This window comes from Nocardiopsis mangrovi (assembly GCF_042653925.1).
In the GTDB taxonomy this organism is placed as follows: domain Bacteria; phylum Actinomycetota; class Actinomycetes; order Streptosporangiales; family Streptosporangiaceae; genus Nocardiopsis_B; species Nocardiopsis_B mangrovi.
The window spans coordinates 81,839-107,352 of sequence record NZ_JBHSFQ010000006.1; the positions used below are offsets into that span (position 1 = coordinate 81,839).

The 25,514-nt window shown below is 74.0% G+C and carries 22 protein-coding genes; 13 read left to right on the forward strand and 9 right to left on the reverse strand.

Annotated elements, in window-relative coordinates; genetic code table 11:
* Positions 1-483, forward strand: coding sequence for a MarR family winged helix-turn-helix transcriptional regulator (locus tag ACFO4E_RS08980; protein ID WP_378572783.1), 483 nt, complete (start codon positions 1-3; stop codon positions 481-483).
* A 52-nt stretch (positions 484-535) separates the two neighbouring features.
* Here the strand turns inward: ACFO4E_RS08980 and ACFO4E_RS08985 are convergent, their stop codons facing one another.
* Positions 536-2,263 carry a helix-turn-helix domain-containing protein gene (locus ACFO4E_RS08985; protein WP_378572785.1) on the reverse strand — a complete coding sequence of 576 codons (1,728 nt, stop codon included), beginning with the start codon at positions 2,261-2,263 and terminating at the stop codon, positions 536-538.
* A gap of 148 nt (positions 2,264-2,411) precedes the next feature.
* Between ACFO4E_RS08985 and pruA the strand changes: the two genes are divergently transcribed.
* The 3 genes from pruA to ACFO4E_RS09000 all read left to right on the forward strand — a co-directional run bounded on the left by pruA (position 2,412) and on the right by ACFO4E_RS09000 (position 6,218).
* Entirely contained in the window at positions 2,412-4,037 is a 1,626-nt protein-coding gene (gene pruA / locus ACFO4E_RS08990; protein WP_378572786.1) for an L-glutamate gamma-semialdehyde dehydrogenase, read from the forward strand.
* 105 nt (positions 4,038-4,142) lie between these two features.
* Positions 4,143-5,069, forward strand: a complete 927-nt coding sequence (locus ACFO4E_RS08995; RefSeq protein ID WP_378572788.1) for a proline dehydrogenase family protein — start codon at positions 4,143-4,145, stop codon at positions 5,067-5,069.
* Between the two features lie 219 nt (positions 5,070-5,288).
* Positions 5,289-6,218: a Bax inhibitor-1/YccA family protein gene (locus tag ACFO4E_RS09000; protein WP_378572790.1), complete on the forward strand. Its 930-nt coding sequence runs from the start codon at positions 5,289-5,291 to the stop codon at positions 6,216-6,218.
* A 98-nt stretch (positions 6,219-6,316) separates the two neighbouring features.
* Here ACFO4E_RS09000 and ACFO4E_RS09005 read toward each other — a convergent pair whose 3' ends face one another.
* The 3 genes from ACFO4E_RS09005 to ACFO4E_RS09015 all read right to left on the reverse strand — a co-directional run bounded on the left by ACFO4E_RS09005 (position 6,317) and on the right by ACFO4E_RS09015 (position 9,377).
* Positions 6,317-6,562: a DUF4287 domain-containing protein gene (locus tag ACFO4E_RS09005; RefSeq protein ID WP_378572792.1), complete on the reverse strand. Its 246-nt coding sequence runs from the start codon at positions 6,560-6,562 to the stop codon at positions 6,317-6,319.
* Positions 6,563-6,970: 408 nt separating this feature from the next.
* Positions 6,971-8,194 (reverse strand): acetyl-CoA C-acetyltransferase, encoded by a 1,224-nt coding sequence (locus ACFO4E_RS09010; protein ID WP_378572793.1) that lies wholly within the window; start codon positions 8,192-8,194, stop codon positions 6,971-6,973.
* A 64-nt stretch (positions 8,195-8,258) separates the two neighbouring features.
* Positions 8,259-9,377, reverse strand: coding sequence for an SGNH/GDSL hydrolase family protein (locus ACFO4E_RS09015; RefSeq protein WP_378573071.1), 1,119 nt, complete (start codon positions 9,375-9,377; stop codon positions 8,259-8,261).
* A 397-nt stretch (positions 9,378-9,774) separates the two neighbouring features.
* On the opposite strand from ACFO4E_RS09015, the gene ACFO4E_RS09020 reads away from it, so the two are divergent.
* The 3 genes from ACFO4E_RS09020 to ACFO4E_RS09030 all read left to right on the forward strand — a co-directional run bounded on the left by ACFO4E_RS09020 (position 9,775) and on the right by ACFO4E_RS09030 (position 12,813).
* Positions 9,775-11,142 (forward strand): cystathionine beta-synthase, encoded by a 1,368-nt coding sequence (locus tag ACFO4E_RS09020; RefSeq protein ID WP_378572795.1) that lies wholly within the window; start codon positions 9,775-9,777, stop codon positions 11,140-11,142.
* A 115-nt stretch (positions 11,143-11,257) separates the two neighbouring features.
* Positions 11,258-11,926 carry an acyltransferase gene (locus ACFO4E_RS09025; protein ID WP_378572797.1) on the forward strand — a complete coding sequence of 223 codons (669 nt, stop codon included), beginning with the start codon at positions 11,258-11,260 and terminating at the stop codon, positions 11,924-11,926.
* A 143-nt stretch (positions 11,927-12,069) separates the two neighbouring features.
* Positions 12,070-12,813, forward strand: a complete 744-nt coding sequence (locus tag ACFO4E_RS09030) for an SDR family oxidoreductase (protein WP_378572799.1) — start codon at positions 12,070-12,072, stop codon at positions 12,811-12,813.
* 16 nt (positions 12,814-12,829) lie between these two features.
* Here ACFO4E_RS09030 and ACFO4E_RS09035 read toward each other — a convergent pair whose 3' ends face one another.
* Entirely contained in the window at positions 12,830-13,777 is a 948-nt protein-coding gene (locus ACFO4E_RS09035; protein WP_378572801.1) for a lysylphosphatidylglycerol synthase transmembrane domain-containing protein, read from the reverse strand.
* A gap of 51 nt (positions 13,778-13,828) precedes the next feature.
* Complete coding sequence (locus ACFO4E_RS09040) at positions 13,829-15,007, reverse strand: FAD-dependent monooxygenase (protein WP_378572802.1); 1,179 nt, start codon at positions 15,005-15,007, stop codon at positions 13,829-13,831.
* A gap of 134 nt (positions 15,008-15,141) precedes the next feature.
* Here ACFO4E_RS09040 and ACFO4E_RS09045 point away from each other — a divergent pair, with 134 nt between their 5' ends.
* Complete coding sequence (locus tag ACFO4E_RS09045) at positions 15,142-15,840, forward strand: TetR/AcrR family transcriptional regulator (protein ID WP_378572804.1); 699 nt, start codon at positions 15,142-15,144, stop codon at positions 15,838-15,840.
* Positions 15,841-15,857: 17 nt separating this feature from the next.
* On the opposite strand, the gene ACFO4E_RS09050 is transcribed toward ACFO4E_RS09045, so the two are convergent.
* Positions 15,858-16,799, reverse strand: coding sequence for an alpha/beta hydrolase (locus ACFO4E_RS09050; protein ID WP_378572806.1), 942 nt, complete (start codon positions 16,797-16,799; stop codon positions 15,858-15,860).
* A 291-nt stretch (positions 16,800-17,090) separates the two neighbouring features.
* Between ACFO4E_RS09050 and ACFO4E_RS09055 the strand changes: the two genes are divergently transcribed.
* Positions 17,091-17,804 carry a class I SAM-dependent methyltransferase gene (locus ACFO4E_RS09055; RefSeq protein ID WP_378572807.1) on the forward strand — a complete coding sequence of 238 codons (714 nt, stop codon included), beginning with the start codon at positions 17,091-17,093 and terminating at the stop codon, positions 17,802-17,804.
* Between the two features lie 6 nt (positions 17,805-17,810).
* Here the strand turns inward: ACFO4E_RS09055 and ACFO4E_RS09060 are convergent, their stop codons facing one another.
* On the reverse strand, positions 17,811-18,359 hold the full coding sequence (locus tag ACFO4E_RS09060) for a hypothetical protein (protein WP_378572809.1): 549 nt from the start codon (positions 18,357-18,359) through the stop codon (positions 17,811-17,813).
* A 29-nt stretch (positions 18,360-18,388) separates the two neighbouring features.
* Positions 18,389-19,243: a helix-turn-helix domain-containing protein gene (locus ACFO4E_RS09065; RefSeq protein WP_378572811.1), complete on the reverse strand. Its 855-nt coding sequence runs from the start codon at positions 19,241-19,243 to the stop codon at positions 18,389-18,391.
* A 218-nt stretch (positions 19,244-19,461) separates the two neighbouring features.
* Here ACFO4E_RS09065 and ACFO4E_RS09070 point away from each other — a divergent pair, with 218 nt between their 5' ends.
* The 4 genes from ACFO4E_RS09070 (at position 19,462) to ACFO4E_RS09085 (ending at position 25,126) form a co-directional block, all read left to right on the forward strand.
* Positions 19,462-19,971: an ATP-binding protein gene (locus tag ACFO4E_RS09070; RefSeq protein WP_378572813.1), complete on the forward strand. Its 510-nt coding sequence runs from the start codon at positions 19,462-19,464 to the stop codon at positions 19,969-19,971.
* A gap of 463 nt (positions 19,972-20,434) precedes the next feature.
* Entirely contained in the window at positions 20,435-21,238 is an 804-nt protein-coding gene (locus ACFO4E_RS09075; protein ID WP_378572815.1) for a hypothetical protein, read from the forward strand.
* Positions 21,235-22,425: a glycosyltransferase family 4 protein gene (locus ACFO4E_RS09080; RefSeq protein ID WP_378572817.1), complete on the forward strand. Its 1,191-nt coding sequence runs from the start codon at positions 21,235-21,237 to the stop codon at positions 22,423-22,425. Before ACFO4E_RS09075 ends, ACFO4E_RS09080 begins: the two co-directional genes overlap by 4 nt.
* An 82-nt stretch (positions 22,426-22,507) precedes the next feature.
* A complete protein-coding gene (locus tag ACFO4E_RS09085; protein WP_378572819.1) occupies positions 22,508-25,126 on the forward strand; it encodes a bifunctional FO biosynthesis protein CofGH in 2,619 nt (872 codons plus the stop codon).
* The last annotated feature ends 388 nt before the right edge of the window (positions 25,127-25,514 follow it).

Here is a 25,514-nt window from a genome sequence, read left to right on the forward strand (position 1 = left end):
ATGCCTGAACCCACGGCACACGACGCACATCACGGCTTCGAGCTGCCGCTGCCGCTGTTCGCCGGCTTCCGCTCGCTCGTCGACCGCCTCCACGACGAGCCGGCCCGGCAGGGACACCCTGACCTCCGCCCGGTCCACGGATTCGCCATGCAGGCGATCGGCCCCGATGGCGCGAGCGCCAGCGAGATGGGCCGGCGGCTGGGCGTCTCCAAACAGGCGGCCGGCAAGACCGTTGACCGGCTGGTGGCCCTCGGCTATGCCGAGCGGGCCGGCGACGCGAACGACGCGCGGCGCAAGCCGGTCCGGCTGACCCCGCGCGGGTTCGACGCGCTGGCCCGGTCGGCCGCGATCTTCGACGACCTGCGGGCCGAGTGGGCCGAGGCACTTGGGGAAAGGCGGCTGGCGGAGCTGGAATCCGGCCTGCGCACCGTTGTCCCCGCAACCGGCCTCCGGCTCGACGCCGCCGGCTGGTTCGGCCCCTGACGTCCCGGCCGGCGCACCCGCGCCCGCGCGCCCGCCGGCGGTCCCGGCGGCCCTAGTAGCCGCCGTGCTCCGTCAGGAGCTGAAGGTGGGTGAAGAGCCGCTGGCGGGGGTCGGAGAGGTCGATCCCGCTGACCGATTCCGCCCGGCGCACCCGGTAGCGCAGGGTGTTGGGGTGGATGTGCAGCCGCCGGGCCGCGGCGCGCACGTCGCCGAACCCGTCGAGATAGGCCACCAGCGACACCACCAGCTCCGACCCGGCCGCGGCGTCGTGGTCCACGAGCCTGCTGACCCGCGGGTCGCGCAGCGTCGGGGTGCCGCGCAGGTGCGCCAGGGTCTCGCTGATCAGCACGTCGGCGCGGACATCGGAGATCGTCGCGACGTCGCGTTCGAGGTCGCGGCCCATCGCGTCCAGGATCCGGTCGGCCTCGGCCCGCGACCCGGGGATGCCGGCGAGCGAGTCCACCGGCGACCCGACCGCCCCCTGCACCGCGGCTCCCAGGATCCCCCGCGCGGCCTCCACGGTCTTGCGGGTCAGGGCGAGGACCGAGGCCTCGGCGTCCGCGCGGGCGGGGTGCGGCCCCGCGGGCGGGCCCGGCCGGTGGGCGAGATCGGGCAGGAGGACGTAGACGCGGCCGCCGAGCGCGGTGACCAGGGAGGTGCGCCGGTAGGCGGCGGTGTGCACGGAGATCAGGTCGATCATCCGGCGCCGCTTCAGCGCCCGTTCCGACCTGCCGCGCTCCTCCGCCGGCCCCGACCTGCTCCCGGCCGCCGACAGGGAGAAGGCCACGACCAGAGCGGGCCGGGCCGGGGTCACCTCGATCGAGTCGGCCAGCGCGGCGGCCTCGATGCGCCCCTCCAGCAGGCTCGACAGCAAATCCTCACGCAGCCGGAGCCCCACGGTCATCTCGGTGCGGTGCCGCAGCAGGTGCAGCGCGGTCATCCGGGCGGCACCGAGCAGGGCCTCCTCCGAGTTGGCGGTCAGGGGCTCGGCCCCCTCCTGGACCCAGATCGTGCCCAGCGGCTGCGAACCGGCGTGGATCCCGACCGCCAGCCGGCGGCGGATCCCCAGCTCGGGATGCTCGTCGATGCGGACCACCTCCTCGCCCGCGCGCAGGCGCGAGAACACCCCCCAGTCCCGGAGCAGCGACAGGTACTGCTCGGGCCCCCGGCGCCCCAGGACCGAGAGCCGGCGCAGCTCGTCGACCTCCTCGCCGCTGGAGTAGGCCAGCACGCGGCTCGCGGAGTCCTCGATGCTGACCAGCCCGCCCGTCAGCGTGGCGATGGTCTGCGCCAGGGAGAACAGGTCGCCGGAGGAGTCGCCGAAGTCGGCGTCGGCGGTGAGCCGGGCGTCGTCCAGCACACTGCGGCACAACGACTGCACCTGGTCCCACCGGACATCGGGGCGGACCGCCAGCAGCGCGACCCCCGCTCCGCCGGCCGCCCGGCGCAGTTCGTCGTCGTCGGAGGCGCGCACCGCGTCCCCCGGCTTGACCACCACCGCCGACGCGCCCCGGCGCGCGGCGGTGCGCAGCAGGTGGCGGGCCGCCCCGCCGCGCGCGCCGATCAGCAGCACGAGGTCGCCGGGCTCGGCCTCCGGCTCGTCCTCGGGGTCGGCGATCACGACGTTGTCCACCCGCACATCGAGCCCAGCGGGAGCCGCGAGCACGTCCACCACGGAATCGCCGATGGCGAGCAGGAGCCGGCGCAGTGGAACGCCGGTCGCGGGGGCCGGACCGCGCGGCTCGGCGGGTGGCGGGGCGAAACCCGGATTGACGTCCATGACCTCTCAGTTTGTCGCATCGGCCAAGCGCCTGCCAAGAAGAGTGGCCGGGCCCACAAGGCGGACCCCGCACCTCCGCTCGTACGTTTGGGCTCCCAGGACGCGAACCGCGCCACCCACCACCCCCACCACCCATGAGGAGGTGCCCATGGACGCCGTGACGAGCGTTCCCGCGCCGGTGAACGAGCCCGTGCTCACCTACGCACCCGGCAGCGCGGAGCGGGCCGAGCTGACCGAGCGCCTCGACGCGCTCGCCAAGGAGCCCGTCGAGCTGACGATGACCATCGGGGGCGAGCACCGGATGGGGGGCGGCGACCGCGTCGACGTCGTCCAGCCGCACCGGCACGCGGCCGTCCTGGGCACCCTCGGCAACGCGACCCACGACGACGCCCGCGCGGCGGTCGCCGCCGCCGGGCGCGCCGCCCCGGAGTGGCGGGCCCTGCCCTTCGAGGAGCGCGCCGCCGTCATCCTGCGCGCCGCCGACCTGCTGGCCGGACCGTGGCGCCAGACCCTCAACGCCGCGACCATGCTCGGCCAGTCCAAGACGGCGATCCAGGCCGAGATCGACGCCGCCTGCGAGCTGATCGACTTCTGGCGGTTCAACGTCTCCTACGCCCGCCGGCTGATGGCCGACCAGCCCTACAGCCCCGCCGGGCAGTGGAACCGCCTGGAGCAGCGGCCGCTGGAGGGCTTCGTCTACGCGATCACCCCGTTCAACTTCACCGCGATCGCCGGGAACCTGCCCACCGCGCCGGCGCTCATGGGCAATGTGGTCGTCTGGAAGCCCTCGCCGACGCAGCAGTTCGCGGCGGACCTGACCATGCGCCTGCTGGAGGCGGCCGGGCTGCCCCCCGGCGTCATCAACATGGTCACCGGCGACGGCCTCGCCGTCTCCGATGTCGCCCTGAACGACCCCGGCCTCGCCGGCGTGCACTTCACCGGCTCCACCCGCACCTTCCAGCACCTGTGGCGCTCGGTGGGCGAGAACATCGCGAACTACCGCTCCTACCCGCGGATCGTCGGCGAGACCGGCGGCAAGGACTTCATCGTCGCCCACGCGTCGGCCGACCCCGACGTGGTCCGCACCGCGATCGTGCGCGGCGCCTTCGAGTACCAGGGGCAGAAGTGCTCGGCCGCCTCGCGGGCGTTCGTCGCCCGCTCGGTGTGGGACCGGATCCGCGACGACCTCGTCGACGAGGTCGAGGCGCTCAGCGTCGGCGACGTCACCGACTTCACCAACTTCATGGGCGCCGTCATCGACCGCCGCGCCTACGACCGGCTCGCGGCGGTGCTCGGCGCCGCGCGCACCGACGACACGCTGACGGTCCTGGCCGGCGGCGACTGCGACGACTCCCAGGGCTACTTCGTCCGGCCCACGGTCCTGCTCGGGACCGACCCGGGGCACGAGGTGTTCCGCACCGAGTACTTCGGCCCGCTCATCGCCGTGCACGTGTACGAGGACGGCGACTACGACCGCGTCCTCAAGGCCGTGGACGAGGGGTCCGACTACGCGCTCACGGGGGCGGTCATCGCCACCGACCGGCGGGCCGTCGCCGCGGCGCACGACGCCCTGCGCTTCGCCGCCGGGAACTTCTACGTCAACGACAAGCCGACCGGCTCCGTCGTGGGCCAGCAGCCCTTCGGCGGCGCCCGGGCCTCCGGCACCAACGACAAGGCGGGCAGCGCGCAGAACCTCGCGCGCTGGGCCAGCCCGCGGTCGATCAAGGAGACCTTCGTCCCCCCGACCTCCTCCGCCCACCCCCACCAGGGCTGACCGGCGCGCCGCCCGGCCCCGCCCGAGGGCCGGGCCGGCCGCCGTCCCGCCCGCCACCGCCGCTCGGCCCATCCCCTCGAAGCACACGACACGCGAGGTGAACCCATGCTTCGTACCCCACTGCTGATCGCGGCACGCTCCACCGCCTGCCGCAACCTGGTCGAGCGCGCCCCCGTGACGCGGGGGCTGGTGTCCCGGTTCGTCGCCGGCACCACGCTGGAGCAGGCGCTGCCCGCGGTCCGCGAGCTGACCCGCACCCGGCTGGTCACGCTGGACCACCTGGGGGAGGACGTCGCCGACGCCGCGCAGGCGCAGGCCACCGTCGCGGCCTACGGCCGGCTGCTCGCCGAGCTGGACGCGGCCGGATTGGCCGGGCGGGCGGAGGTCTCGGTCAAACTGTCGGCCGTCGGGCAGTCGCTGCCCGCCGACGGCGAGAAGATCGCGCTCGACAACGCCCGGCGCATCTGCGAGGCCGCGGCGGATGCCGGAACCACGGTCACCCTGGACATGGAGGACCACACCACGACCGACTCCACCCTGTCGGTCCTGCGCGAGCTGCGCGTGGACTTCCCGTGGGCGGGCGCCGTCCTCCAGGCATACCTGCGCCGCACCGAGGCCGACTGCCGCGACCTCAGCGGCGCCGGATCCCGGGTGCGGCTGTGCAAGGGCGCCTACGACGAGCCCGCGTCGGTCGCCTTCCGCGAGCGGGCCGAGGTCGACCGCTCCTACATCCGCTGCATGCGGGTGCTGATGCGCGGCGAGGGCTACCCGATGATCGCCACGCACGACCCGCGGATCATCTCCATCGCCGGCCGGCTCGCCCAGGACGGCGGGCGCGCCCCCGGCGACCACGAGTACCAGATGCTGTACGGCATCCGCGACGCGGAGCAGCGGCGGCTGGCGGCCCGCGGGGAGCGGATGCGGGTCTACGTGCCCTACGGCGACGAGTGGTACGGCTACTTCATGCGGCGCCTGGCCGAGCGCCCGGCCAACGTCGCCTTCTTCCTCCGCTCGCTGGCCACGCGGGGCTGAGCGCCCCGGGCGGGCCGGCCCGCCCGCCCGGAGTGGGGTTCGCGGCGCGCCGAGGGGGAATCGGGAGGACGGGGGAGGTGTTCCCCATGGTCGACCGTTCCCGGCGACCGCGCCGGTCATCGTTGAGTCCGAGCCGTGACATGCCGCGGGAACCCACGCGCGAACCCGTGCGTTACGTTGAGGGCAGAGACATCGCGCCCTGGAAAGGCTTGCAAACTCATGCGGATGAGGAGTTCGAACCCCGTTCTCAAGCGGGCGATGAGGTCCGGCCAAGCCGGGTACGGCCAGTCGTATCAGGCGCCGTACGGCCAGGGCGGACAGTACCAGCAGGGCCACGGCTACCAGCAGCCGTACGGCCAGCCCTACCAGCAGCAGGGCTACCAGCAGGGTTACGCCGGCTACCCGCAGCCCGGCCAGCAGCCCTACGGGCAGCCCCCCATGGCCCCCGCCGCCGGCACCGGCGCCATGACCATCGACGACGTCGTCATGCGCAGCGGCATGACGATCGGCACGGTCATCCTCGGTGCCGTCGTCACCTACTTCCTGTACGCGTCGAACCCCGGGCTGGCCCTCGGCCTGACCTTCATCGGGGCCATCGGGGCCCTGATCATGGGCCTGATCATCGGGTTCACGCAGTCGACCAACGCCGCGCTGATCCTCGTCTACGCCGGCCTTGAGGGGCTGTTCGTCGGCGGCATCAGCCGCGTGTTCGAGATGTCGGCCGGAGCCGCGCCCGGTGCGCTGGTGACCCAGGCGGTCTTCGGAACGATCTTCGCGTTCGGCACCATGCTCGCGCTGTACCGGCTGCGCATCATCCGGGTGACCAACACCTTCGTCAAGGTCGTCTCGGTCGCGCTCATCGCGGCGCTGGTGATGCTGCTCGCCAACTTCGTGATCGGGATCTTCATCCCCGGCGGCCTGGGCCTGCGCGAGGCCGGCCCGCTGGGCATCGTGGTCTCGCTGGTGATGATCCTCATCGCCTGCGCCACCCTCGCCATCGAGTTCCGCGGCATCGAGGACGGCATCGCCGCCGGCGTGCCGAACAAGCTGGCGTGGCAGTTCGCCTTCGGCCTGACGGTCTCGCTGGTGTGGCTCTACATCGAGATGCTGCGCCTGGTCTGGATGATCTCAACGATCTTCAGCGACTGACCCGGGAGCACCACCCCGACCGCCGAGCGCCCCGTCCGGATCTCCGGGCGGGGCGCTCGCCTGTTCCACCGGTGGCGGCGGTGTACGGTCGCGGACGGTCACCGTCTCTGCTGCGGGACGACGGAGCGGTTGCGCCGTCGACGGTCATACTCCTGCACGATTGCCTGGGCGTAGCCGTGGGTGAGGTTGTACTCGTCGGCCAGCCAGTTGGTGCGCTCCGAGCAGCGGGAGAGTCCGGGTCCCATCTCCAGGGCGTCGAACCACTCGTGGAGTTCGCGACCGGTAACGGTCGGAATGCGGGCGATGAGCAGCGCGTGTGTCTCCGGCGAGTGGGTCACCGACATAGGCACCTCCGAAAGAGTGCGTGCACTTACCAGCGACCCTGCAACAGGATGGCGGCCACGACAAGACCCCGGAACTCACCTTTTACCAAGTTCCGGGGTAGGGGTGGGACTCAGCCCGGCCGCTTGTGTTTCCGGGAGTGCTGGGCTTCGCCTCCGCTGCGGGCGGGATGCCGGGGGCTGCGCGTGGGGCATCCCACCCTCCGCTGCGGCTCAGCCCAGCCGCTTGTGTTTCCGGGAGCGCTGGGCTTCGCCTCCGCTGCGGGCGGGATGCCGGGGCTGCGCGTGGGGCGTCCCACCCTCCGCTGCGGCTCAGCCCAGCCGCTTGTGTTTCCGGGAGTGCTGGGCTTCGCCTCCGCTGCGGGCGGGATGCCGGGGCTGCGCGTGGGGCGTCCCACCCTCCGCTGCGGCTCAGCCCAGCCGCTCGATGACCATCGCCATTCCCTGGCCTCCCCCCACGCACATGGTCTCCAGGCCGAAGGTCTTGTCGTGGAACTGGAGTCCGTTGAGGAGGGTCGTGGTGATGCGGGCGCCCGTCATGCCGAACGGGTGGCCGACCGCGATCGCGCCTCCGTTGACGTTCAGCTGGCTCTCGATGTCGATCCCCAGGTCGTCCGCCGACGGCAGCACCTGGGCCGCGAACGCCTCGTTGATCTCCACCAGGTCGATGTCGGTGATGCTCATGTTCGCGCGGCCCAGCGCCTGGCGCGACGCCGCGACCGGGCCGAGGCCCATGATCTCCGGCGACAGCGCGCCGACCCCGGTCGACACGATCCGCGCGAGCGGCGTCAGCCCCAGCTCGGCCGCCTTGGTGTCGCTCATGACGACCACGGCGGCGGCACCGTCGTTGAGCGGGCAGCAGTTGCCCGCCGTGACCGTGCCGTCGGGCCGGAACACCGGCTTGAGCTGCGACACCTTCTCGTAGGTGGTGCCGCGGCGGGGGCCGTCGTCGGTGCTGACGACGGTGCCGTCGGGCAGTGTCACCGGGGTGATCTCGCGTTCCCAGAACCCGTTGTCGAGCGACTTCTCGGCGAGGTTCTGCGAGCGCACGCCGAATTCGTCCTGGTGCCGGCGCGACACCCCGCGCAGCTGGACCACGTTCTCCGCGGTCTGCCCCATGGCGATGTAGACGTCGGGGACCCCGCTGTCGTCGCGGGGGTCGTACCAGATCGGGGCGCTCCCCTCGGCGCGCTTCGCCGTGCGGGTCTCCGCCGCCTCGAAGAACGGGCTCTTGGTGTCGGGCAGCGAGTCGCTGTTGCCCTTGGTGAACCGGCTGACCACCTCCACCCCGGCGGAGACGAAGACGTCACCCTCCCCGGCCCTGATCGCGTGGTAGGCCATGCGGGTGGTCTGCAGGGACGACGAGCAGTAGCGGGTCACGGTCGCGCCGGGGACGGTGTCCAGGCCGAGCCGGACCGCCACCACCCGTGCCAGGTTGTAGCCCTGCTCGCCGCCGGGCAGGCCGCACCCCAGCAGCAGGTCGTCGATCGATGAGGGGTCCAGAGCGGGCACCTTGGCCAGCGCGGCGGAGATGATCTGGGCGGCCAGGTCGTCGGGCCGGATGTCCTTGAGCGATCCCTTGAAGGCGCGTCCGATGGGCGAACGGGCGGTGGCGACGATGACGGCTTCAGGCATGCGCGCGGCCCTTCAGTGAGGGGAGCCGACAGACCGGTCGGTCGGCCGGTTGGTTACTCGCACGTTAACCGGTCGGCCCGGTTCCGCTCACCTCCGGGGTGGTGTTGCCCGGTGCGGCGGAGCCGGGTGGCCGGGCGGCGGGTGTCCCGGACCGGTGTGGCGCATCGTCGGGGGCCGGGGCATCGACGGCGGCCGAGGTGTCGGCGCCCACGTCGTCCGCGGTCCGGAAGCGCCGTCGGATGAGGGTGGCCCAGCGCCCCCGCCGCCCCCGCTCGGCGCCGGCGACGCGTGCGCCGCTGACCTCCGTCCCGGGCCGCTCGGCCGCCTCGACGGCCGCGCGGTCGACGGGCAGCGGCCCGCCGCCCCGGGCGCGGGCCGGTGCGGCCTCCGGCTCAGGCAGCAGGCCGAGCGCCGCGCAGGCCGACGGCAGGACTGCGGCGGCGGCATGGGCGTAGCCGCGCGCGGAGGGGTGGAAGCGGTCCGGGCCGAACAGCTCGTCGGGGTGGGCCAGGAACTCGTCGGCGAGCAGGCTGCCCAGCGACACGGTCCGGCCGCCCGCCTCCACCACCCCGATCGTCTGGGCGGCGGCGAGCTGCCGGGAGGCGCGGCGGGCGACGTAGCGCAGGGGCTGGCCGATGGGCTGCACGGTGCCAAGGTCCGGACAGGTGCCCACGACGACGGCCGCGCCCGAGCCGGCGAGTTCGCGGACGACGTCTTGGAGGTGGCGGACGGAATCGGCGGGGCGGATGCGGTGGATGACGTCGTTGCCGCCGATGAAGATGACGGCGAGGTCGACCGGGCGGCCGCGCACCTTGGCCATCTGGGCCGCCAGGTCGCGCGACGTGGCCCCCACGCGGGCCAGCCGGCGCAGCCGTACCGGACGGTCGGCGACCGCCGACAGGCCGGTGGCCAACAGGGCGCCGGGGGTGCTCAGGGCGTCGGCCACGGCGTATCCGGCCGCCGTGGAGTCGCCCATCATCACGAACCGCAGCGGCGGGCCGTCGCCGGTGCCGTAGACGCCGTCGGCGCGCGGCGGTTTCCACGGGGTGGTCCCGACGGTCCGGTGGGCCTGGCGCGCCTGGAGGTACAGCAGTCCGATCGTGCTGGCCCCGAGGAGGGTGATCCCCCCTCCCCCGAACGCGGTCGCGGTGGCGATCCTCCGGGCCCGTGCGGCTCGCAGCACCATGTCCCCGCCTCCTGACCCCAGCGGCGTGGTCGGCTTCGTCCTTCCTGGTGGGCCCGCGGGAGCGGGACGCCCTCCCCGGTCCGAGACCGGAATCCGTCAGGCCCCTCAAGAGCTGATCTACCCACAGGTAACCGGGATGTCAACGACCGGCGGCGGGGCGGCGTTCCCGTGTCATCGGGCGGCCCGGCCCGCGGTGCCGGTCCGGGGGCCCGGCGCGCGCCCGGCGGATGCGGGACCGTCTTGCGCAACGGGCATGTGGGCAGCGCCGACACCGCGTTACAGTCGGGGGACACGGGCCCGGCCGGCCCGTGCGCGGCGCGATCGGCCGTGACCGGACGAGGCGGTCCGCGCGATCCGCGGCCGCCGGACGCAAGGACAAAAGGGGGCTCCGCGGATGCGGGTGCACAACTCATTGATCGAGCTGGTCGGCGATACCCCGCTGCTGCGGTTGAACAAGGTGACGGCGGGCCTTGCTCCCACCGTCCTCGCCAAGGTCGAGTACTTCAACCCCGGCGGATCGGTCAAGGACCGCATCGCACTGCGCATGATCGAGGACGCGGAGAAGCGCGGGCTGCTCAAGCCGGGCGGCACCATCGTCGAGCCCACCTCGGGCAACACCGGTGTGGGGCTGGCCATCGTCGCCGCCGACAAGGGCTACCGCTGCGTCTTCGTCTGCCCCGACAAGGTCGGCACCGACAAGCTCGCCGTCCTGCGCGCCTACGGCGCCGAGGTGGTCGTCTGCCCCACGACCGTCGCGCCCGACCACCCCGACTCCTACTACTCGGTCTCGGACCGGCTGGCGGCGAGCATCCCGGGCGCCTGGAAGCCCGACCAGTACACCAACCGGAACAACCCGGAGTCCCACTACCAGAGCACGGGCCCGGAGATCTGGGAGCAGACCGACGGCCGCATCACGCACTTCGTCGCCGGCATCGGGACCGGCGGCACCATCACCGGCGCCGGGCGCTACCTGAAGGAGGTGTCCGGCGGCGCGGTGAAGGTCATCGGGGCCGACCCCGAGGGGTCGGTGTACTCCGGCGGCACCGGGCGCCCCTACCTGGTCGAGGGGGTGGGCGAGGACATCTGGCCGGAGACCTACGACCCCGACGTCTGCGACGAGGTCATCGCGGTCAGCGACAAGGAGTCGTTCCTGATGACCCGCCAGCTCGCCAAGGACGAGACGCTGCTCGTGGGCGGCTCGTGCGGGCTGGCCGTCGTGGCGGCGCTGCGGGTGGCGGCCACGGCGGGGCCCGACGACGTCATCGTCGTCCTGCTCCCCGACGGCGGGCGCGGCTACCTCGGCAAGATCTTCAACGACGAGTGGATGGCCGACTACGGGTTCCTCTCCGCCGAGACCGAGGAGGCGACCGCCGGCGACGTGCTCCAGGCCAAGGGCCGCGACCTACCGGAGTTCGTGCACATCCACCCGCACGAGACCGTCGGGACGGCCGTGGCGATCATGCGCGAGTACGGCGTCTCCCAGCTTCCCGTCATGAAGGAGGAGCCGCCCGTGATGGCGGCCGAGGTGGTGGGCTCCATCGCCGAGCGCGACATGCTCGACGCGCTGTTCAACGCCCGCGTCCAGCTCGACGACCCGGTGGAGAGCCGGATGAGCCCGCCGCTGCCCGTCGTGGGCTCCGGCGAGCCGGTCAGCCGCTGTGTGCAGCTGCTCCAGACGTCGGGCGCGGTCGTGGTGCTGATGGACGGCAAGCCGGCGGGCGTCCTCACCCGCCAGGACCTCCTGGCGCACCTGTCGGGCTGACCCCGGGCGGGGAGCGGGCGCGGGACACAACGGGCACCGTTCCCCGCATCGGTGCCATCTGGGCCGCCGGGGGATACTGTTCTCCCCTGGCGAGTACCGGACGGTGGATGTGGGGATGCGCGTTTCTCAGCTGATGTCCTGGATCGTCCGCGGTGCGTGGTCGTGGGCCCGGCGCAGCGCCGACATCCGCGCCGGGACCCGCGCCGCCCGCAGGTTCGCCGCGTTCGGGCCGGGCACCTCGATCGCGTTCCCGCCGGCGACGGTCTTCGGCGAGGCGTGGATCGAGCTGGGCGCGCACACGCTGCTGGGCGCCGACATCACCCTGACCGCGGGGATGGTCCCGGGGCTGGACCTGGGGGCGGAGCCGCTGATCCGGGTCGGCGGCGGCTGCACGATCGGGCGCGGCTCGCACATCGTCGCGCACCGGTCGATCGAGCTCGGCGACGACGTCTTCACCGGCCCCTACGTCTACATCACCGACCAGAACCACGTGTACAGCGACCCGGAGGTCCCGGTGGGCCGCCAGTGGCCGGCCGACCGGCCGGTGCGCATCGGCCCGGGCACCTGGATCGGCGCGAACGCGGTGATCCTGCCGGGGGTGCGGCTGGGCCGCAACTGCGTGGTGGCGGCCGGCTCGGTGGTGCGCCCGGGGGAGTACCCCGACCACAGCGTCATCGCCGGGGTGCCGGGCCGGGTCGTGCGCGGCTACGACAGCGAGGCGGGCTGGGTCCCTCCCCTCACCATCGGCGACGCGACCCCGGCCCGCGGCCGGGAGCAGGTGTAGGGCGGCGCGGACACGCGGGCGCACCGCGGCGCGGCGGGGGCCGGGGCAGGGGATCCTGGTCCTGTCCATACCGCCCGCCGGGAGCGCCCGGAAGTGGCTGCCGCGGGCCGGGCGGCAGCGCGAGGGATAGAGGAGAGATCGCCATGCGCATCGCCGTCGCCGGAGCGACCGGCAACATCGGGACCCTCACCGTCGTCGCCCTGGAGCGGGACGGACACCGCGTCGTCCGGATCAGCCGCTCACTCGGCGTCGACCTGGTCTCCGGCGACGGCCTCGACGCCGCCCTCGCCGGCGTCGAAGCCGTCGTGGACGCCGCGAATTTCGGTTCGGCCACCCGGGACGAAGCCGTGGAGTCCTTCGGCACGGCCACGCGCAACCTGCTCGCGGCCGAGGAGCGGGCCGGCGTGCGCCACCACGTCCTGCTCTCGGTCGCGTCCGCCCACCGCGTCGAGGACAACGCGCACTACGCGGGCAAGCGCGAGCAGGAACGCCTCGTGGCCGAGGGCCCGGTGCCGTGGACGATCGTCCCGGCCACGCAGTTCCACGGTTTCGCCGAAATGGTCGCGGGCCGGACCGAGGAGAACGGCAGCGCCACCATCGCGCCGCTGCTCGTCCAGCCGATCGCGCCCCGGGACGTCGCCGACATCCTCGCCGAGATCGCCGCGGGTGAGCCGCAGGGGCGCTACCGCGACATCGCCGGCCCCGAGACCCAGGACCTGGTGGACATGGCCCGGCGCACCTACGGCGTGCGCGGCCGCGAGATCAGGCTGGTGCCGACGTGGTCGTCGCAGTTCGGAACGGAGATGGCCGGCGACGTCCTGCTGCCCGGCGCCGACGCCCGCATCGCGCCGACGACCTTCGACGCGTGGCTGGAGTCGGAGCGGTAGCACCGCCCGGCGGGCGTCAGCGTGCGGGGGGAGACGCCGCGGCGGAGCGTGTGGCCAGCAGGGCCGCACCCGCCCACAGGATGTCGCCCAGGGTCGTGACCAGCCGCGAGAGCGCGGCGACGATCAGCGCCGAACCGGGATCGATCAGTGGCGCCAGGGCGACGACGAGCACGAGTTCGCGGATCCCGAGCCCGGCGGGGGCGATCACCACGAGCACGCCGAGCGTCCACGCCAGCGCGTAGGCGCCGGCGGAGGCCGCGAGCGCTCCCGGGCCGCGCGCGCCGTCGTCGACGCCCGCGACGAGCAGCCAGATCGAGAGCGAGAGCGGCACCCACGCCGCCACCGACCAGCCCACGGCGGCGGCCATGCCGCGCCCGCTGACGCGCTCCAGCTCCTCGTCGGGGACCGTGCGGGAGCGCCGGGCCAGGCGCACCGCCGCGTGGATCACCGGGGTGAGCACCCGCGGGTGCAGGGCGGCCAGCAGGACGGGGGCGACGGCGAGCGCCCACCACCACCGGCGCGCGGCGTCCTCGGAGGTGAACGGCAGCGTGGCGGCGGCGACGGCGAGGTTCACCGTCAGGGTCACGGCCACCGCGAGGACGGTCGCGGTGATCCCGCGCTGCCGCGCCACCTCGTGGTCGCGCGCCAGTTCGACCTGTGCGACGAAGGCCCACACCGAGCCGGGCAGGTACTTGCCGAGCTGGCCGACGAACATGACGCGCGCCGCCGTCGGCAGGGGAAGCGGCGACCCGAGGTCGGCGAGGATCGCGCGCCAGGCGAGCATCTGCGCGCCGAGCCCGGCGAGCGCCGCGGCCACCGAACCCGCGACCAGCCACGGCGACAGCGCGGCCAGTGCCTCGCGCGCTTCGCTCCACCTGCTGTGCAGCGCATACCCGGCACACCCCAGGACCACCAGGACGACGACCAGCCGCACCCATCGGTCGGTACGCAGACGGCTCAGCACCCCGCCAGCGTAGTGCCGCCAGGGGCCCGCCTCCGCGCACGCGCGCGGTCGTCAGGCGCTCTCGCCGGCGGGCGGGCTCCAGGCGAAGGCGGCCCCGGCTCCGCGCAGGAGCAGGGAGGAGGGGAGGGCGGCGCCTGCCGCGTCGCGAAGCGCGGCCGCCGTTCGGCTCCGCGTCTGCGTGATCCGCCCGATCCGCCCGGAGGCGCGGGCCATCCGCTCGGTGCGGGGGCGGCGGGCGGCATCGTAGTCCGCGAGACCGCGGGCGGTGCCCGATCGCTCGATGGCCGCGGCGAGCACGACGGCGTCCTCGATCGCCAGGCAGGCGCCCTGCCCGATGTCGGGTGTGACCGCGTGGGCGGCGTCGCCCAGCAGGGCCACCCGGCCGCGGACGAACCCTGGCAGGCGCTCCCGCAGGTAATACACGTCGTGGCGCATCAGGGCGTCCTCAGGGGTGGCCGCCGGCAGAGCGGGGACCGGGTCGTGCCAGTCCCGGAAGCGAGCGGCGAGCCGGCCGAGGTCGTGCTCCAGTGCGGCGTGCTCGGGGACGCTTTCGCAGGCGAACCAGTAGACGCGGCCGGCGTCGATCGCGGCGACGCCGAACCGGGCGCCCCGGCCCCAGGTCTCGGACAGCACGGGCGGTATCCGCAGGGGAGCGGCCTGCTCAGCGGGGACGAGGCCGCGCCAGACCGTGTATCCGGCGTAGTCCGGTCCGGGGTAGTCGGGGAACAGGTTCGCGCGCAGCCCGCTCCGCACGCCGTCGGCGGCCACGACCAGGTCGGCCGTCACCGATATCGGCCCTTGAGGGGTGTCGAAGCCGACGGTCGCCCGGTCCTCCGAGGTGGTGACCCGGTCGGCGCAGTGGCCGGTGTGCAGGGTGTCCGGGTCCAGGCCGGCGGTCAGCAGGCGGTGCAGCTCGGCCCGGTGCAGGGCGTAGAACGGGGCGTCGTAGCGCCGCTCGATGTCCGATCCGGAGATGCCGGCCAGGCGTGTGCCCCGCCTTCGCCGGATCTCCAGGCCGTCCTGGCGGCGGCCGCGGTCCCTCAAGGCGGCCCCCAGGCCCAGGTGGTCGAGCGCCTTGACGGCATTGGGCGCGATGCCCACACCCGCTCCGACCGGCCCGATGACGGGCGCCTGCTCGTGGACCGACACCTGCCACCCGATGCGCCGTAGGGCATGGGCGGCGGCCAGCCCGCCGATGCCCGCGCCGACGATGACCGCCGTGTTCGACATTCCGCACCCCGATCTCGAAAAGGGAAATCAAACGTTCGTTTCAAACGTTCGTTTCAAACGAAGGTTATAGCATGGCGGTTCCACTCGCGGAGCGAGCGGCGGCAGCGACGGGCACGGCGTATACAGGAGGTGCGATGTCCGGACGGGGTTCCGCTCCCGCGGCGCAGGATCGGGCGTCCACGCGGGAGCGGCTCATCGAATGGGCCGTTCGGATGTTCGGCGAACGCGGCATCGAGGCCACCTCGATGCGGGCCCTCACCGAAGCGGCCGGGACCAACATCGCCGCCGTCAACTACCACTTCGGTTCGAAGGAGGGTCTGCTGCGCGCGGCGGTCGACCAGACCATGCGGGCCGTCAACGACGAGCGCGGACGGCGGCTGGACGAACTCGAAGCGGCGTCCCCGCGGCCGGCCGTTCCCGATCTGGTGCGGGCGTTCGTGGAGCCCGGCGCCGGGCTGGCGCGCACCCACGGCGCGCGCGGGTCCGACGTCGCGCGCTTCATCGGCAGGATCATCGGCGAGCCCGACCCGCGCGTGCGGCGGATCTTCGCCGAGCAGGTCGACCCGGTCGAGGGGCGCTACCTCGCCGCGCTCGGCCGGGCGCTCCCGGACCTCGGCGACGACGGCGTCCGCTTCGCCTACACCAGCATGCTCGGCCTCCTCGCCACCTACCAGTCGGGCGCCTTCGCGCCACCGGACCGGTCCTCGCACGGTGGCGGACCGGGTGCGCCGGCGCGATCAGAGGGGGAGTGGCTGGTCGTCTTCGTCATTGGGGGGATCCTGGCGGTTCTCGCGGAGGCCGGCACCGCGGACCGTGGTCGGCGCCCGGCCTGAGACTCCGGCGGGACCGGTCACCTGGAGCCGAGGAAGTCCTCGATCAGGCGGGTGACGAGGGCCGGGTGGGTGAGGTGCATGGCGTGCGGGGCGTCGACGCCGATGGTCGTGGCCCTGTCGTCGTGCGGGGCCAGTTCGTAGGCGGTCTGGGCGGCCAGGACCTCGGTGTAGCGGACCGGTGCTCCCGGCGGGGGCGTCATGGGCCGGGTGGACAGCAGGGACAGCGCCGGGACGATCATCCGCGGCCGGGTCCACGACGACCGGTACTCGCCGTACGCCTCGAAGAGGGTGCGGGCCGCCCGCGGCCCGGGGCGCGGCGATACCAGGCCGTCGCCCATGATGCAGCCCCGCAGCGCCGACGCCTCCAGCGCCGCGCCCGGCAGCCCCATCGGGCCCGTGCGCTGTGCCTTGAGCAGCTGCTCGAAGGAGTCCAGCGGCATCGGCGACACCAGCGCCGCCAGCTGCTCGACCATGAAGTCGTGGGCGGTCCTCGCCGGTCCCTCGGCCTCGGCCGGGGACAGCCCCATGGGCCCGGCGATCTCCTCGGCGCGCGGGCGGCCCTGGACCTCGATGCCCACCGCGGCGGTGAGGTCGGAGCGGCGCGAGCCGCACATCAGCGCGACCACCCCGCCCAGCCCGTGGCCGGCCACGACCGGGTGCTCCAGCCCGAAATGGCCGATCACCCGGATCAGGTCGTCCACGCAGCCGTCGAGCGACCAGCGGCCGTCGGCGGAGAGGCCGTGGCCGCGCAGGTCCACCGTGTACACGGAGTGGCGTTCCGCCAGGAGCGGCGCGACGGGCTCCCAGTCCTCCAGCGTGCGGCCGAGCCCGTGCAGGAGGACCACCGGCACCCCGCCGCCTTCCCGCACGCGCACCGCGAGGGCGGGCGAGCCCTCGATCCGCGTCTCCCATGGCTGCGACGCCGACGTCGGCCCCGCGGCCGTCCCGGTCTCCGGCATGGACGAATCCTCCGCTCCGGACCGACGCCTTCGCCGGCCCACGATCAGCACGCTAGAGCCCACTGCTTCCGTTCGCCTGACATATCGCTGATCCGCTGACGCGGGAGCGGTCCGGCGCGTATCGTCGACTACCCGCGGTCTGCCCGGGCCCTGGGCGGTGGTGGCCATCGCGCTGGTCGCGGTCCGGCGGGCCCCGGTGGGTGCCGCGCACCGCCTGCTCGCGGTCCCTGCGGCCCCGGCGGATGGCGGGCGTCGCTGATGTGCCCCCGGGCGGTGCGCTGCTCTAAGGTGATGCGCGTGGGAATGCCTGACGTCGTCGCCTTCGCCGGTCACCGGGTCCACGTCTGCCGCGCCCGGGAGGCGGGGACCCTGCTGAACTGGCTCGGCCGCGACCTCCGCGGGCAGGTGGTGCTCGACGTCGCCGGCGGCGACGGCTACTGGGCCGCCCAGGCCCGGCGGCGGGGCGCCCGCGCGGTCTCCCTCGACCTGGCGCGCGGCAAGATGCTGCGCGGTGCCCGGCTCCGCGACGCCCCCGCTCTGATCGAAGGCGACGCCCTGCGTCTGCCGATGCGCGACTCCTCCGTCGACAAGGTGCTGTCGATCTGCGCGATCGAGCACTTCGACGACGGTCCGGCGTCGCTGCGGGAGATGGCCCGCGTGCTGCGGCCCGGGGGCGAGCTGGTGATGTCGGCCGACTGCCTCTCCCGCCGCGAGGAGTGGCCGGAGCTGTTCGCCGCCCACGCCCGGCGCTACCACGTCAAGCGCACCTACACCCATGAGTCGCTGGGGGCGCTGCTGGCGGGATTCGGCCTGGAGGTGCGGGAGCACTCCTACCAGTTCCGCAGCCGCTCCGCCGAGCGCGCGTACCTGACGATCTCGGCGCACGGGGGGCGGGTCGGCTTCAACGCCGCGGCCCCGCTGATCCCCTTCATCGCCGCCGGCGACGCCCGCCACCCCAACACCCGCGGCAGCATCGTCCTGCTGCGCGCCCGCAAGACCGGCTGACCCCGCTCAGGGGAGCCGCGGCAGCACGTCCCGCCAGGCCGCGAGGCGCGCGTCCAGGTCGCCGCGGCCGACGGTCGCGACGATGTCCAGCGCCGGGTGGAGGAGGTTCTTGGCGCGCCGCAGCAGCCGGATCTCCGCGATATCCAGCGTCCGCCAGACCGGTGCGCGTTCGCGAGCGCGTTCGAGGCCGACCGGCAGGCTGCGCAGCAGCAGCCCGATCGCGCGGTCGGGGTCGAGGAGGTCGACCCGGGGATCGGCGGGGACGCGCCGGAGCAGGGCCGCGGTCAGGTGCAGCCGGCGGACGGCGTGCTCGTGGGGGGTGACGATCCCCGACTCCATGGCCGCCTCCAGCGCGTAGGCGACCGCGGCGGAGTGCGTCGCCCACGCATCCTCGGGGACGTCGCGGCACGCCGCGATCAGACGGGCGGAGTGCGTCTGGACGACCCCGAGCCACTCTTGGGGGCGCAGGGCGGCGGCATCGGGGGTCCGCCGCGCGAGTCGCGCCGAGAGCTCGCCGATGTCGGCGCGGACCGCGTCGTCGAATGCACCGGGCATGGCTTAATTGTGACCCGCTGGAAACGGGGTCAGCCGCCGGCCGATTCGAGGGCGGCCAGGAAGGCGGCGGACTCGTCGGGGGTGAGGCAGCTCGCCTGGAGGCGGTCGTAGAGGGAGCCGAGGCGGCGCACGTCGTCGTGGGCCAGCAGGACGCGGCCGGCCGCGCCGTCGACGTGGGCGACCTCGGGCAGCGGGCCGCCGAGGGCGATCAGGCCGAACGCGCCGTCGGTGTCGGTGTAGGCGCCGGCGTCGAAGGGCAGCACCCGGATCCGGATGTTGTCGCGCTCTCCCGAGGCGCGTAGGTGGGCGAGCTGATCGCGCATTGCCGCGTGGCCGCCGGCCGGGCGGCGCAGGGCGCCTTCGTCGAGCAGGACGTCGAGCCGGGCGGGGGAGTCGCCGCCGAGGACCCCCTGCCGCTTCATCCGCACCTCGACCCACCGTTCGACTTGGCGGGCCGGGGCGCCGGGCGCGGCGGCGGCGATGACGGCGCGCGCGTAGGATTCGGTCTGCAACAGGGTGGCGACGGCGAGTGGGCTGAAGACCCGGATCCGCTCGGCCCGTTCCTCCAGCCATATGCGGTCGCCGGTCGCGGGGGTGATGTCGGCGCGATAGCGCTCCCACCACCCGGTGTCGACGGGGTCCTCGGCGAGGCGCAGCAGCGCCGAGCGCTGGACGGCCCCTTCGACGTGGTAGAAGTCCAACAGGGCCGCGACGTCGTCCGGGGAGATCGGCAGGGCGCCGGATTCGAACCGGCTCACCGTGGAGGTGCTGCGCTCCAGGAACAGCGCGGTCTCGCGGAGCGGCAGGCGGTTGCTCTCGCGCAGGTCGCGGAGCATCCCGCCCAGCCACTGCGCGCGCAGTGCCGGGCTCCGTGTCGCCGCCAAGGACCCCTCCCCGTCGAAAGCAGGGCAAAATTGCCGGAAGTCTTGCACCACCGATCGAGGACTGCCACTCTAGCAATTTGTAAGTGATCGTTCACGAGGAGTCATGTCCTCCGGTGCGGTTATCGTTACCGCGCGCACGAAGAACGGCCCCCGGCACGTGGGTTCAGCACGTGCCAAGGGCCTGGCCCAACTCTCCTGAGGAAGCAGGGAGTCGACCCATGACCCAAGTTATCCCGCGACCGACGCTCGTGCAGCCCGGCTGGGGGTGGGGCCCGGCCGCCGACGTCGTGGCGCTGCCCGGTACGCCCGAATCCCCCGGCCGGCTCCGGACCTGGGTGGCGGAGCGGCTGCGCACCTGCGGGCGCCCGTATGCCCAGCGTGAGGACCTCGCCGACGCGCTGCGGCTGGTGGCCAGTGAACTCGCCTCCAACGCCATCGCCCACTCGGCGTCGGGGCAGGAGGGCGCGTACTTCATCACCACCGTTCACTTCCCGCACGACACCATCGGCCTGCGGGTCATGGACCAGGGGCCGCACCCCGAGCGCCCGACCCGCCCCCAGGAGCCGCCGCACATCCTCTCCGACGCCGACCTGCTCACCGCCGAGCACGGCCGCGGGCTGGCGCTGATCGCCGTCCACTCGCGCCGCTACGGCTGGACGGAGCCGCCCGGGCACCCGGTGTACTCGGTATGGGTGGAGCTGGAGCTCGACCCCGAAGAGGCGGCCTGAGCCCTCCGGGCGGCCGGACAGAGCCGCAACGGAGGGCGGGACGCCCGGCGCGGCGACCTTCCGGGCCCGTCCGGCATTCCGCCCGCGACGGGGGCGGGGCCCGGCGCTCCCGGAAACGTGTCCCGGCACCGCCTTCCGAGCCCCCCGCTTTCCGCACCCCGCACGCGTGATCTTCGCCATCCGCGTCCGGCCGCCGCGCGCCGGGCGCGGTTCTCTTTTGCCCCGGTCGCCGGGGGTGCGCCCTTGTGGCCGCATCCGGCCATGATTACGGGCAGATGAACTACTAACGAGAACCTTACTCATCGGGGGTAGATATGACGGAAAGATGATATTTCTGCGGTGAAGATGTGCCGATTCGTCGCCCTATCTTGGGTGGCGGATGGGGCGGTCCCGCGCCCAGGGGCCCGGCCGCAGGGAGGGCCGCGCCGGCCCTTCGCACCTTCACCTGTTGGATGGGAGGCACGTGCAGGCAGAGCTGAGTCGGATCGACAGCGGAGACGTGCTGGAGCTGCGTCTCCGGGATACCGGTGACACGGATAACGCCCGCGACGAGGACACCGTGCTGGAACTGCGCCGCGACGGCGACCCCGGCCCCGTGGTGCAGGTCACGGGACGGCTCGTCGGCGCGGGCCGGGTCCGCGCCGACCTCGCGGAGGTCCCCCTCGACGACGGAACCTGGGACGTCCTGTGGATCGCCGGCGACGGCCGCCCCCGGCCGCTGGCCACCACGGACCCCGGTTTCAGCATGGCCGACCGCGTCGCCTACCTGAAGCGCCCGCGGCGCCGCGAACTGCGCGCCCTGCGCGACCCGCACGGCAGGCTGCGGCTGCGCGCCCGCACGGTCGCCCCCTATGCCGAGGTCGCCTGGGTGGAGGTCGGAACCGATACCGTCCGGGTGTCCGGAATGCCCGCCTACGGCCCGATCGCGGCCACGGGACCGGCGCGGCTGGTCGCCCGGCAGCGCGAGCGCAGCGGAACCCTCACCGCCCCCGCCGCCCTCGCCGCCGGGGAGTTCCGCACCGAGATCCCCCTCGAACCCCTGACCCGGTTCCACGACCCCGGCCGCCCCCACAACGAGTGGGACCTCTGGCTCGACCTCCCCGGCGTCGGCGAGCTGCGGCTGGCCGCCCGCGCCGACGACATCGTCGGCAAGAAGAAGAAGGTCGTCTACCCCGAAACCGTCCTGGAGGCGGGGGTGCGCATCCGCCCCTACTACACCGTCGACGACGACCTGTCCCTCCTCGCGACGCTCGCGGGGCAGGCATGAAGATCGCGATCCTCATCGCCAACGCCTACGGCATGGGCGGCACCATCCGCACCGTCTTCAACCTCGCCGGAGGGCTGGCGGCCCGGCACGAGGTGGAGGTCGTCAGCCTCGCGCAGCACCGCGAGGAGCCGTTCTTCCCGCCGCCCGCGGGCGTGCGGCTGGTCCCGCTCGTGCCCACCTCGGCGGCCGACCCCGAACCCGAGGCGTCCGGGGCGCTGGAGCGCTGGCGCCGCCGGCGGCGCGCCGAGGCCGTCCCCGAGAGCGAGGCCCGGCGCAACCCCATCTACGACGACCACCGCCTCCGGGCGGTGCGCGACTACCTCCGCGCCACCGACGCCGACGTCGTCATGGGCACCCGCCCCGGGATCAACCTGCTGATCGCCCGCTGGGCGCCGCGGCGCCTGCTGCGCATCGGGCAGGAGCACATCCACCTCGACGACCACGCCGCCGACCTGCGCGCGGCGATCCGCACCGCCTACCGCCGGCTGGACGGCCTGGTGGTCCTCACCGAGACCGACCGCGCCGCCTACGCCGAATTCCTCGGCGGGTCCGGCGACCGGCTGCGGGCCATGCCCAACTCGCTGCCGTCCGGCGCATACCCCCGGTCCACCCAGGACAACCCCATCATCGTGGCCGCCGGCCGGATGTCGCCCGTCAAGCAGTACCCCAAGCTCCTCGACGCGTTCGCGGTGGTGGCCGAGCGGCACCCGGAGTGGCGGCTGCGGATCTACGGCGGCGGCAAGAAGGACGAGAAGCTGCGCGAGAAGATCACCGCCATGGGCCTGAGCAACCAGGTGGCCCTCATGGGCCGCACCAAGGACCTCACCGGTGAGATCGCCAAGGCGTCGCTCCTGGCCGTCAGCTCGCGTATCGAGGGCTTCGGGATGACCATCATCGAGGGGTTCTCGGTGGGCGTCCCCGCGGTCAGCTTCGACTGCCCGCACGGCCCCAGGGAGATCATCGACGACGGCCGCAACGGGCTCCTGGTGCCCCACCAGGACGTCGGCGCGCTGGGCGCGGGGCTGCTGCGGCTGGTCGAGGACCGCGACGAGCGGCTGCGGATGGCGGAGGCGGCCCTGGAGTCGGCCGCCGACTACGACGTCACCGCGATCTCCCGGCGGTGGGAGGCGTTCCTTGAGGAGCGCGTGGCCGCCAAGCGCGGCGGGCGGCGCCCCGCCGCGGCCTGACCCCCCGGGCGGCCCGGCCCGGGGCGCGCCGCGCGGGGCCCGGCCGGTGACCGCCGGGCGGCCGACACGTATCGTGCGGCCTATGACAGCTGCTGGAGACGGGGCCCGTGAACCGGCCCCCGCGCCGTCGGCGATGCGGCGCGCGCTGGCGCGCGCACGCGACGGCAAGCCCCTGGACCCCTCTGAGGCCGAAGTGCTGCTCCACGCGCGCGGCGACGACCTCACCGCCCTGCTCACCTACGCCGGGCGGGTCCGCGACGCCGGGCTGGCCGCACTCGGCCGCCCCGGGGTGATCACCTACAGCCGCAAGGTGTTCGTCCCCATCACGCGCCTGTGCCGGGACCGCTGCCACTACTGCACCTTCGCGACGGTTCCCGGAAACCTGTCCGCACCCTTCCTCACCCCCGACGAGGTGCTGGACATCGCGCGCGGGGGCGCGGCGCTGGGCTGCAAGGAGGCCCTGTTCACCCTCGGCGACCGCCCCGAGGACCGGTGGACCCAGGCGGCGGAGTGGCTGGACGCGCACGGCTACGACGACACCCTCTCCTACGTGCGCGCCATGGCGATCCTGGTCCTGGAGGAGACGGGTCTGCTGCCGCACCTCAACCCCGGCGTGCTGAGCTGGTCGGAGTTCCAGCGGCTCAAGCCGGTGGCGCCCTCGATGGGCATGATGCTGGAGACCACCTCCGAGCGGCTGTTCACCGAGCGCGGCCAGGCCCACTACGGCAGCCCCGACAAGGACCCCGCCGTCCGGCTGCGGGTGCTGGAGGACGCCGGGCGCAGCGGCGTCCCGTTCACCACCGGCATCCTCATCGGGATCGGGGAGACCCTGGCCGAGCGCGCCGACTCCATGTTCGCCATGCGCCGGGTCGCCCGCGAGTACGGCTCCGTACAAGAGGTCATCGTGCAGAACTTCCGGGCCAAGCCCGGCACGGCGATGATGGCCCGGCCCGACGCCGACCTCACGGACCTGGCCGCCACCATCGCCGTCACCCGGCTGGTCATGGGGCCCGGCATGCGGGTGCAGGCGCCGCCCAACCTGATCTCGGGCGAATACGCGCTGATGCTGCGGGCGGGCATCGACGACTGGGGCGGGGTCTCCCCGCTCACCCCCGACCACGTCAACCCCGAGCGCCCCTGGCCGCAGATCGACGCGCTCGCCGAGCACACCGCGTCGGAGGGCTTCGAGCTGCGCGAGCGCCTGACCGCCTACCCGCCCTACGTGCTCCAGGGCGAACCCTGGCTGGACCCCCGCGTCATGGGCCACGTCGCGGCGCTGGCCGATCCGGGCACCGGGCTGGCGCGCGAGGACGCGGTCGTTGAGGGCCGCCCGTGGCAGGAGCCCGAGCGGCAGCAGACCCCGGCCGGCCGCACGGACCTGCACACCGCGATCGACACCGAAGGCCGCTCCGCGGACCGCCGCGGCGACTTCGACGCGGTCTACGGCGACTGGGACCGGCTGCGGGAGCGGGTGCCCGGCCCCGGAGCCGGCGCCGCGGAGCCGCGCCGCTCCGACCGCGACATCGCCGCGGCCCTGCGCCGGGCGGAGGCCGACCCCGCCGGGCTCACCGACGACGAGGCCCTCGCCCTCCTCCACGCCGACGGCCCCGAACTGGAGGAGCTGGCCGGCCTGGCCGACGCGGTGCGGCGCGACGCGGTGGGCGACGACGTCACCTTCGTCGTCACCCGGAACATCAACTTCACCAACGTCTGCTACACCGGCTGCCGGTTCTGCGCGTTCGCCCAGCGGCGGACCGACGCCGACGCCTACACGCTCTCGCTGGACCAGGTGGCCGACCGCGCCGCCGAGGCGTGGGAGGCCGGTGCGGGCGAGGTGTGCATGCAGGGCGGGATCCACCCGGACCTGCCCGGCACCGCTTACTTCGACATCGCCCGCGCGGTCAAGGACCGCGTCCCGGACATGCACGTGCACGCGTTCAGCCCCATGGAGGTCGTCAACGGGGCCTCCCGCACGAACCTGCCGGTCCGGGAGTGGCTGCTGCGCGCCCGCGAGGCGGGGCTCGACTCCATCCCGGGCACGGCCGCCGAGATCCTCGACGACGACATCCGCTGGGTGCTGACCAAGGGCAAGCTGCCCGCCGCGGACTGGGTCGAGGTGATCACCACGGCCCACGACCTGGGCATCCCCACCACGTCGACGATGATGTACGGCCACGTCGACACCCCGCGGCACTGGGTGGCCCACATCAAGCTGCTGCGCTCGCTACAGCAGCGCTCGGTCGAGCGCAACGGGCGGCCGGGGTTCACCGAGTTCGTGCCGCTGCCGTTCGTGCACACCGGGGCCCCGATCTACCTCGCGGGCCTGGCGCGCAGCGGGCCGACCGCGCGGGAGAACCGGGCGGTGCACGCGCTGGCGCGGCTGCTGCTGCACGGGCACATCGACAACATCCAGTGCTCGTGGGTGAAGCTGGCCGAGGACACCTGCCGGCAACTGCTCCAGGGCGGCGTCAACGACGTCGGCGGGACCCTGATGGAGGAGACCATCAGCCGCATGGCGGGCTCAGCCAACGGCTCGTTCAAGACCATCGGCGACATCCGCGCCCTGGTGGCGCCCACCGGGCGGCCGGTCCGCCAGCGCAGCACGCTCTACGGCGAGGTGCCCGCGGACCGGCGCGCGGTCGCCGAGGCCAGCGGCGGGGTAGCCGAGGGCATCCGCCGCACGCGGCTGCCGCTGGTGTGAGGGCCGTGTGGGGCCTCGGCCCTTTATGGGGCACGCTCGCCTTCTCACTCACTCCGGCGGCCCCGTGCGGGGGCCTGCGGCCGGGGGCGGCGCCGCCTGCGCTCGTTCGTCGGCTCGCCGTGCCGAGGCCAGCGGCGGGGTAGCCGAGGGCATCCGCCGCACGCGGCTGCCGCTGGTGTGAGGGCCGTGTGGGGCCTCGGCCCTTTATGGGGCACGCTCGCCTTCTCACTCACTCCGGCGGCCCCGCGCGGGGGCCTGCGGCCGGGGGCGGCGCCGCCTGCGCTCGTTCGTCGGCTCGCCGTGCCGAGGCCAGCGACGGCGTGGCCGAGGGCATCCGCCGCACGCGGCTGCCGCTGGTGTGAGGGGGCGGGCGGGAAATGGCGGCCGC

Coding starts and splice junctions, on each gene's coding strand:
- ACFO4E_RS08980 (WP_378572783.1), top strand. CDS start 1: ATGCCTGAACCCACGGCACACGACGCACATCACGGCTTCGAGCTGCCG.
- ACFO4E_RS08985 (WP_378572785.1), bottom strand. CDS start 2,263: ATGGACGTCAATCCGGGTTTCGCCCCGCCACCCGCCGAGCCGCGCGGT.
- pruA (WP_378572786.1), top strand. CDS start 2,412: ATGGACGCCGTGACGAGCGTTCCCGCGCCGGTGAACGAGCCCGTGCTC.
- ACFO4E_RS08995 (WP_378572788.1), top strand. CDS start 4,143: ATGCTTCGTACCCCACTGCTGATCGCGGCACGCTCCACCGCCTGCCGC.
- ACFO4E_RS09000 (WP_378572790.1), top strand. CDS start 5,289: ATGCGGATGAGGAGTTCGAACCCCGTTCTCAAGCGGGCGATGAGGTCC.
- ACFO4E_RS09005 (WP_378572792.1), bottom strand. CDS start 6,562: ATGTCGGTGACCCACTCGCCGGAGACACACGCGCTGCTCATCGCCCGC.
- ACFO4E_RS09010 (WP_378572793.1), bottom strand. CDS start 8,194: ATGCCTGAAGCCGTCATCGTCGCCACCGCCCGTTCGCCCATCGGACGC.
- ACFO4E_RS09020 (WP_378572795.1), top strand. CDS start 9,775: ATGCGGGTGCACAACTCATTGATCGAGCTGGTCGGCGATACCCCGCTG.
- ACFO4E_RS09025 (WP_378572797.1), top strand. CDS start 11,258: ATGCGCGTTTCTCAGCTGATGTCCTGGATCGTCCGCGGTGCGTGGTCG.
- ACFO4E_RS09030 (WP_378572799.1), top strand. CDS start 12,070: ATGCGCATCGCCGTCGCCGGAGCGACCGGCAACATCGGGACCCTCACC.
- ACFO4E_RS09040 (WP_378572802.1), bottom strand. CDS start 15,007: ATGTCGAACACGGCGGTCATCGTCGGCGCGGGCATCGGCGGGCTGGCC.
- ACFO4E_RS09045 (WP_378572804.1), top strand. CDS start 15,142: ATGTCCGGACGGGGTTCCGCTCCCGCGGCGCAGGATCGGGCGTCCACG.
- ACFO4E_RS09050 (WP_378572806.1), bottom strand. CDS start 16,799: ATGCCGGAGACCGGGACGGCCGCGGGGCCGACGTCGGCGTCGCAGCCA.
- ACFO4E_RS09055 (WP_378572807.1), top strand. CDS start 17,091: ATGCGCGTGGGAATGCCTGACGTCGTCGCCTTCGCCGGTCACCGGGTC.
- ACFO4E_RS09060 (WP_378572809.1), bottom strand. CDS start 18,359: ATGCCCGGTGCATTCGACGACGCGGTCCGCGCCGACATCGGCGAGCTC.
- ACFO4E_RS09070 (WP_378572813.1), top strand. CDS start 19,462: ATGACCCAAGTTATCCCGCGACCGACGCTCGTGCAGCCCGGCTGGGGG.
- ACFO4E_RS09080 (WP_378572817.1), top strand. CDS start 21,235: ATGAAGATCGCGATCCTCATCGCCAACGCCTACGGCATGGGCGGCACC.
- ACFO4E_RS09085 (WP_378572819.1), top strand. CDS start 22,508: ATGACAGCTGCTGGAGACGGGGCCCGTGAACCGGCCCCCGCGCCGTCG.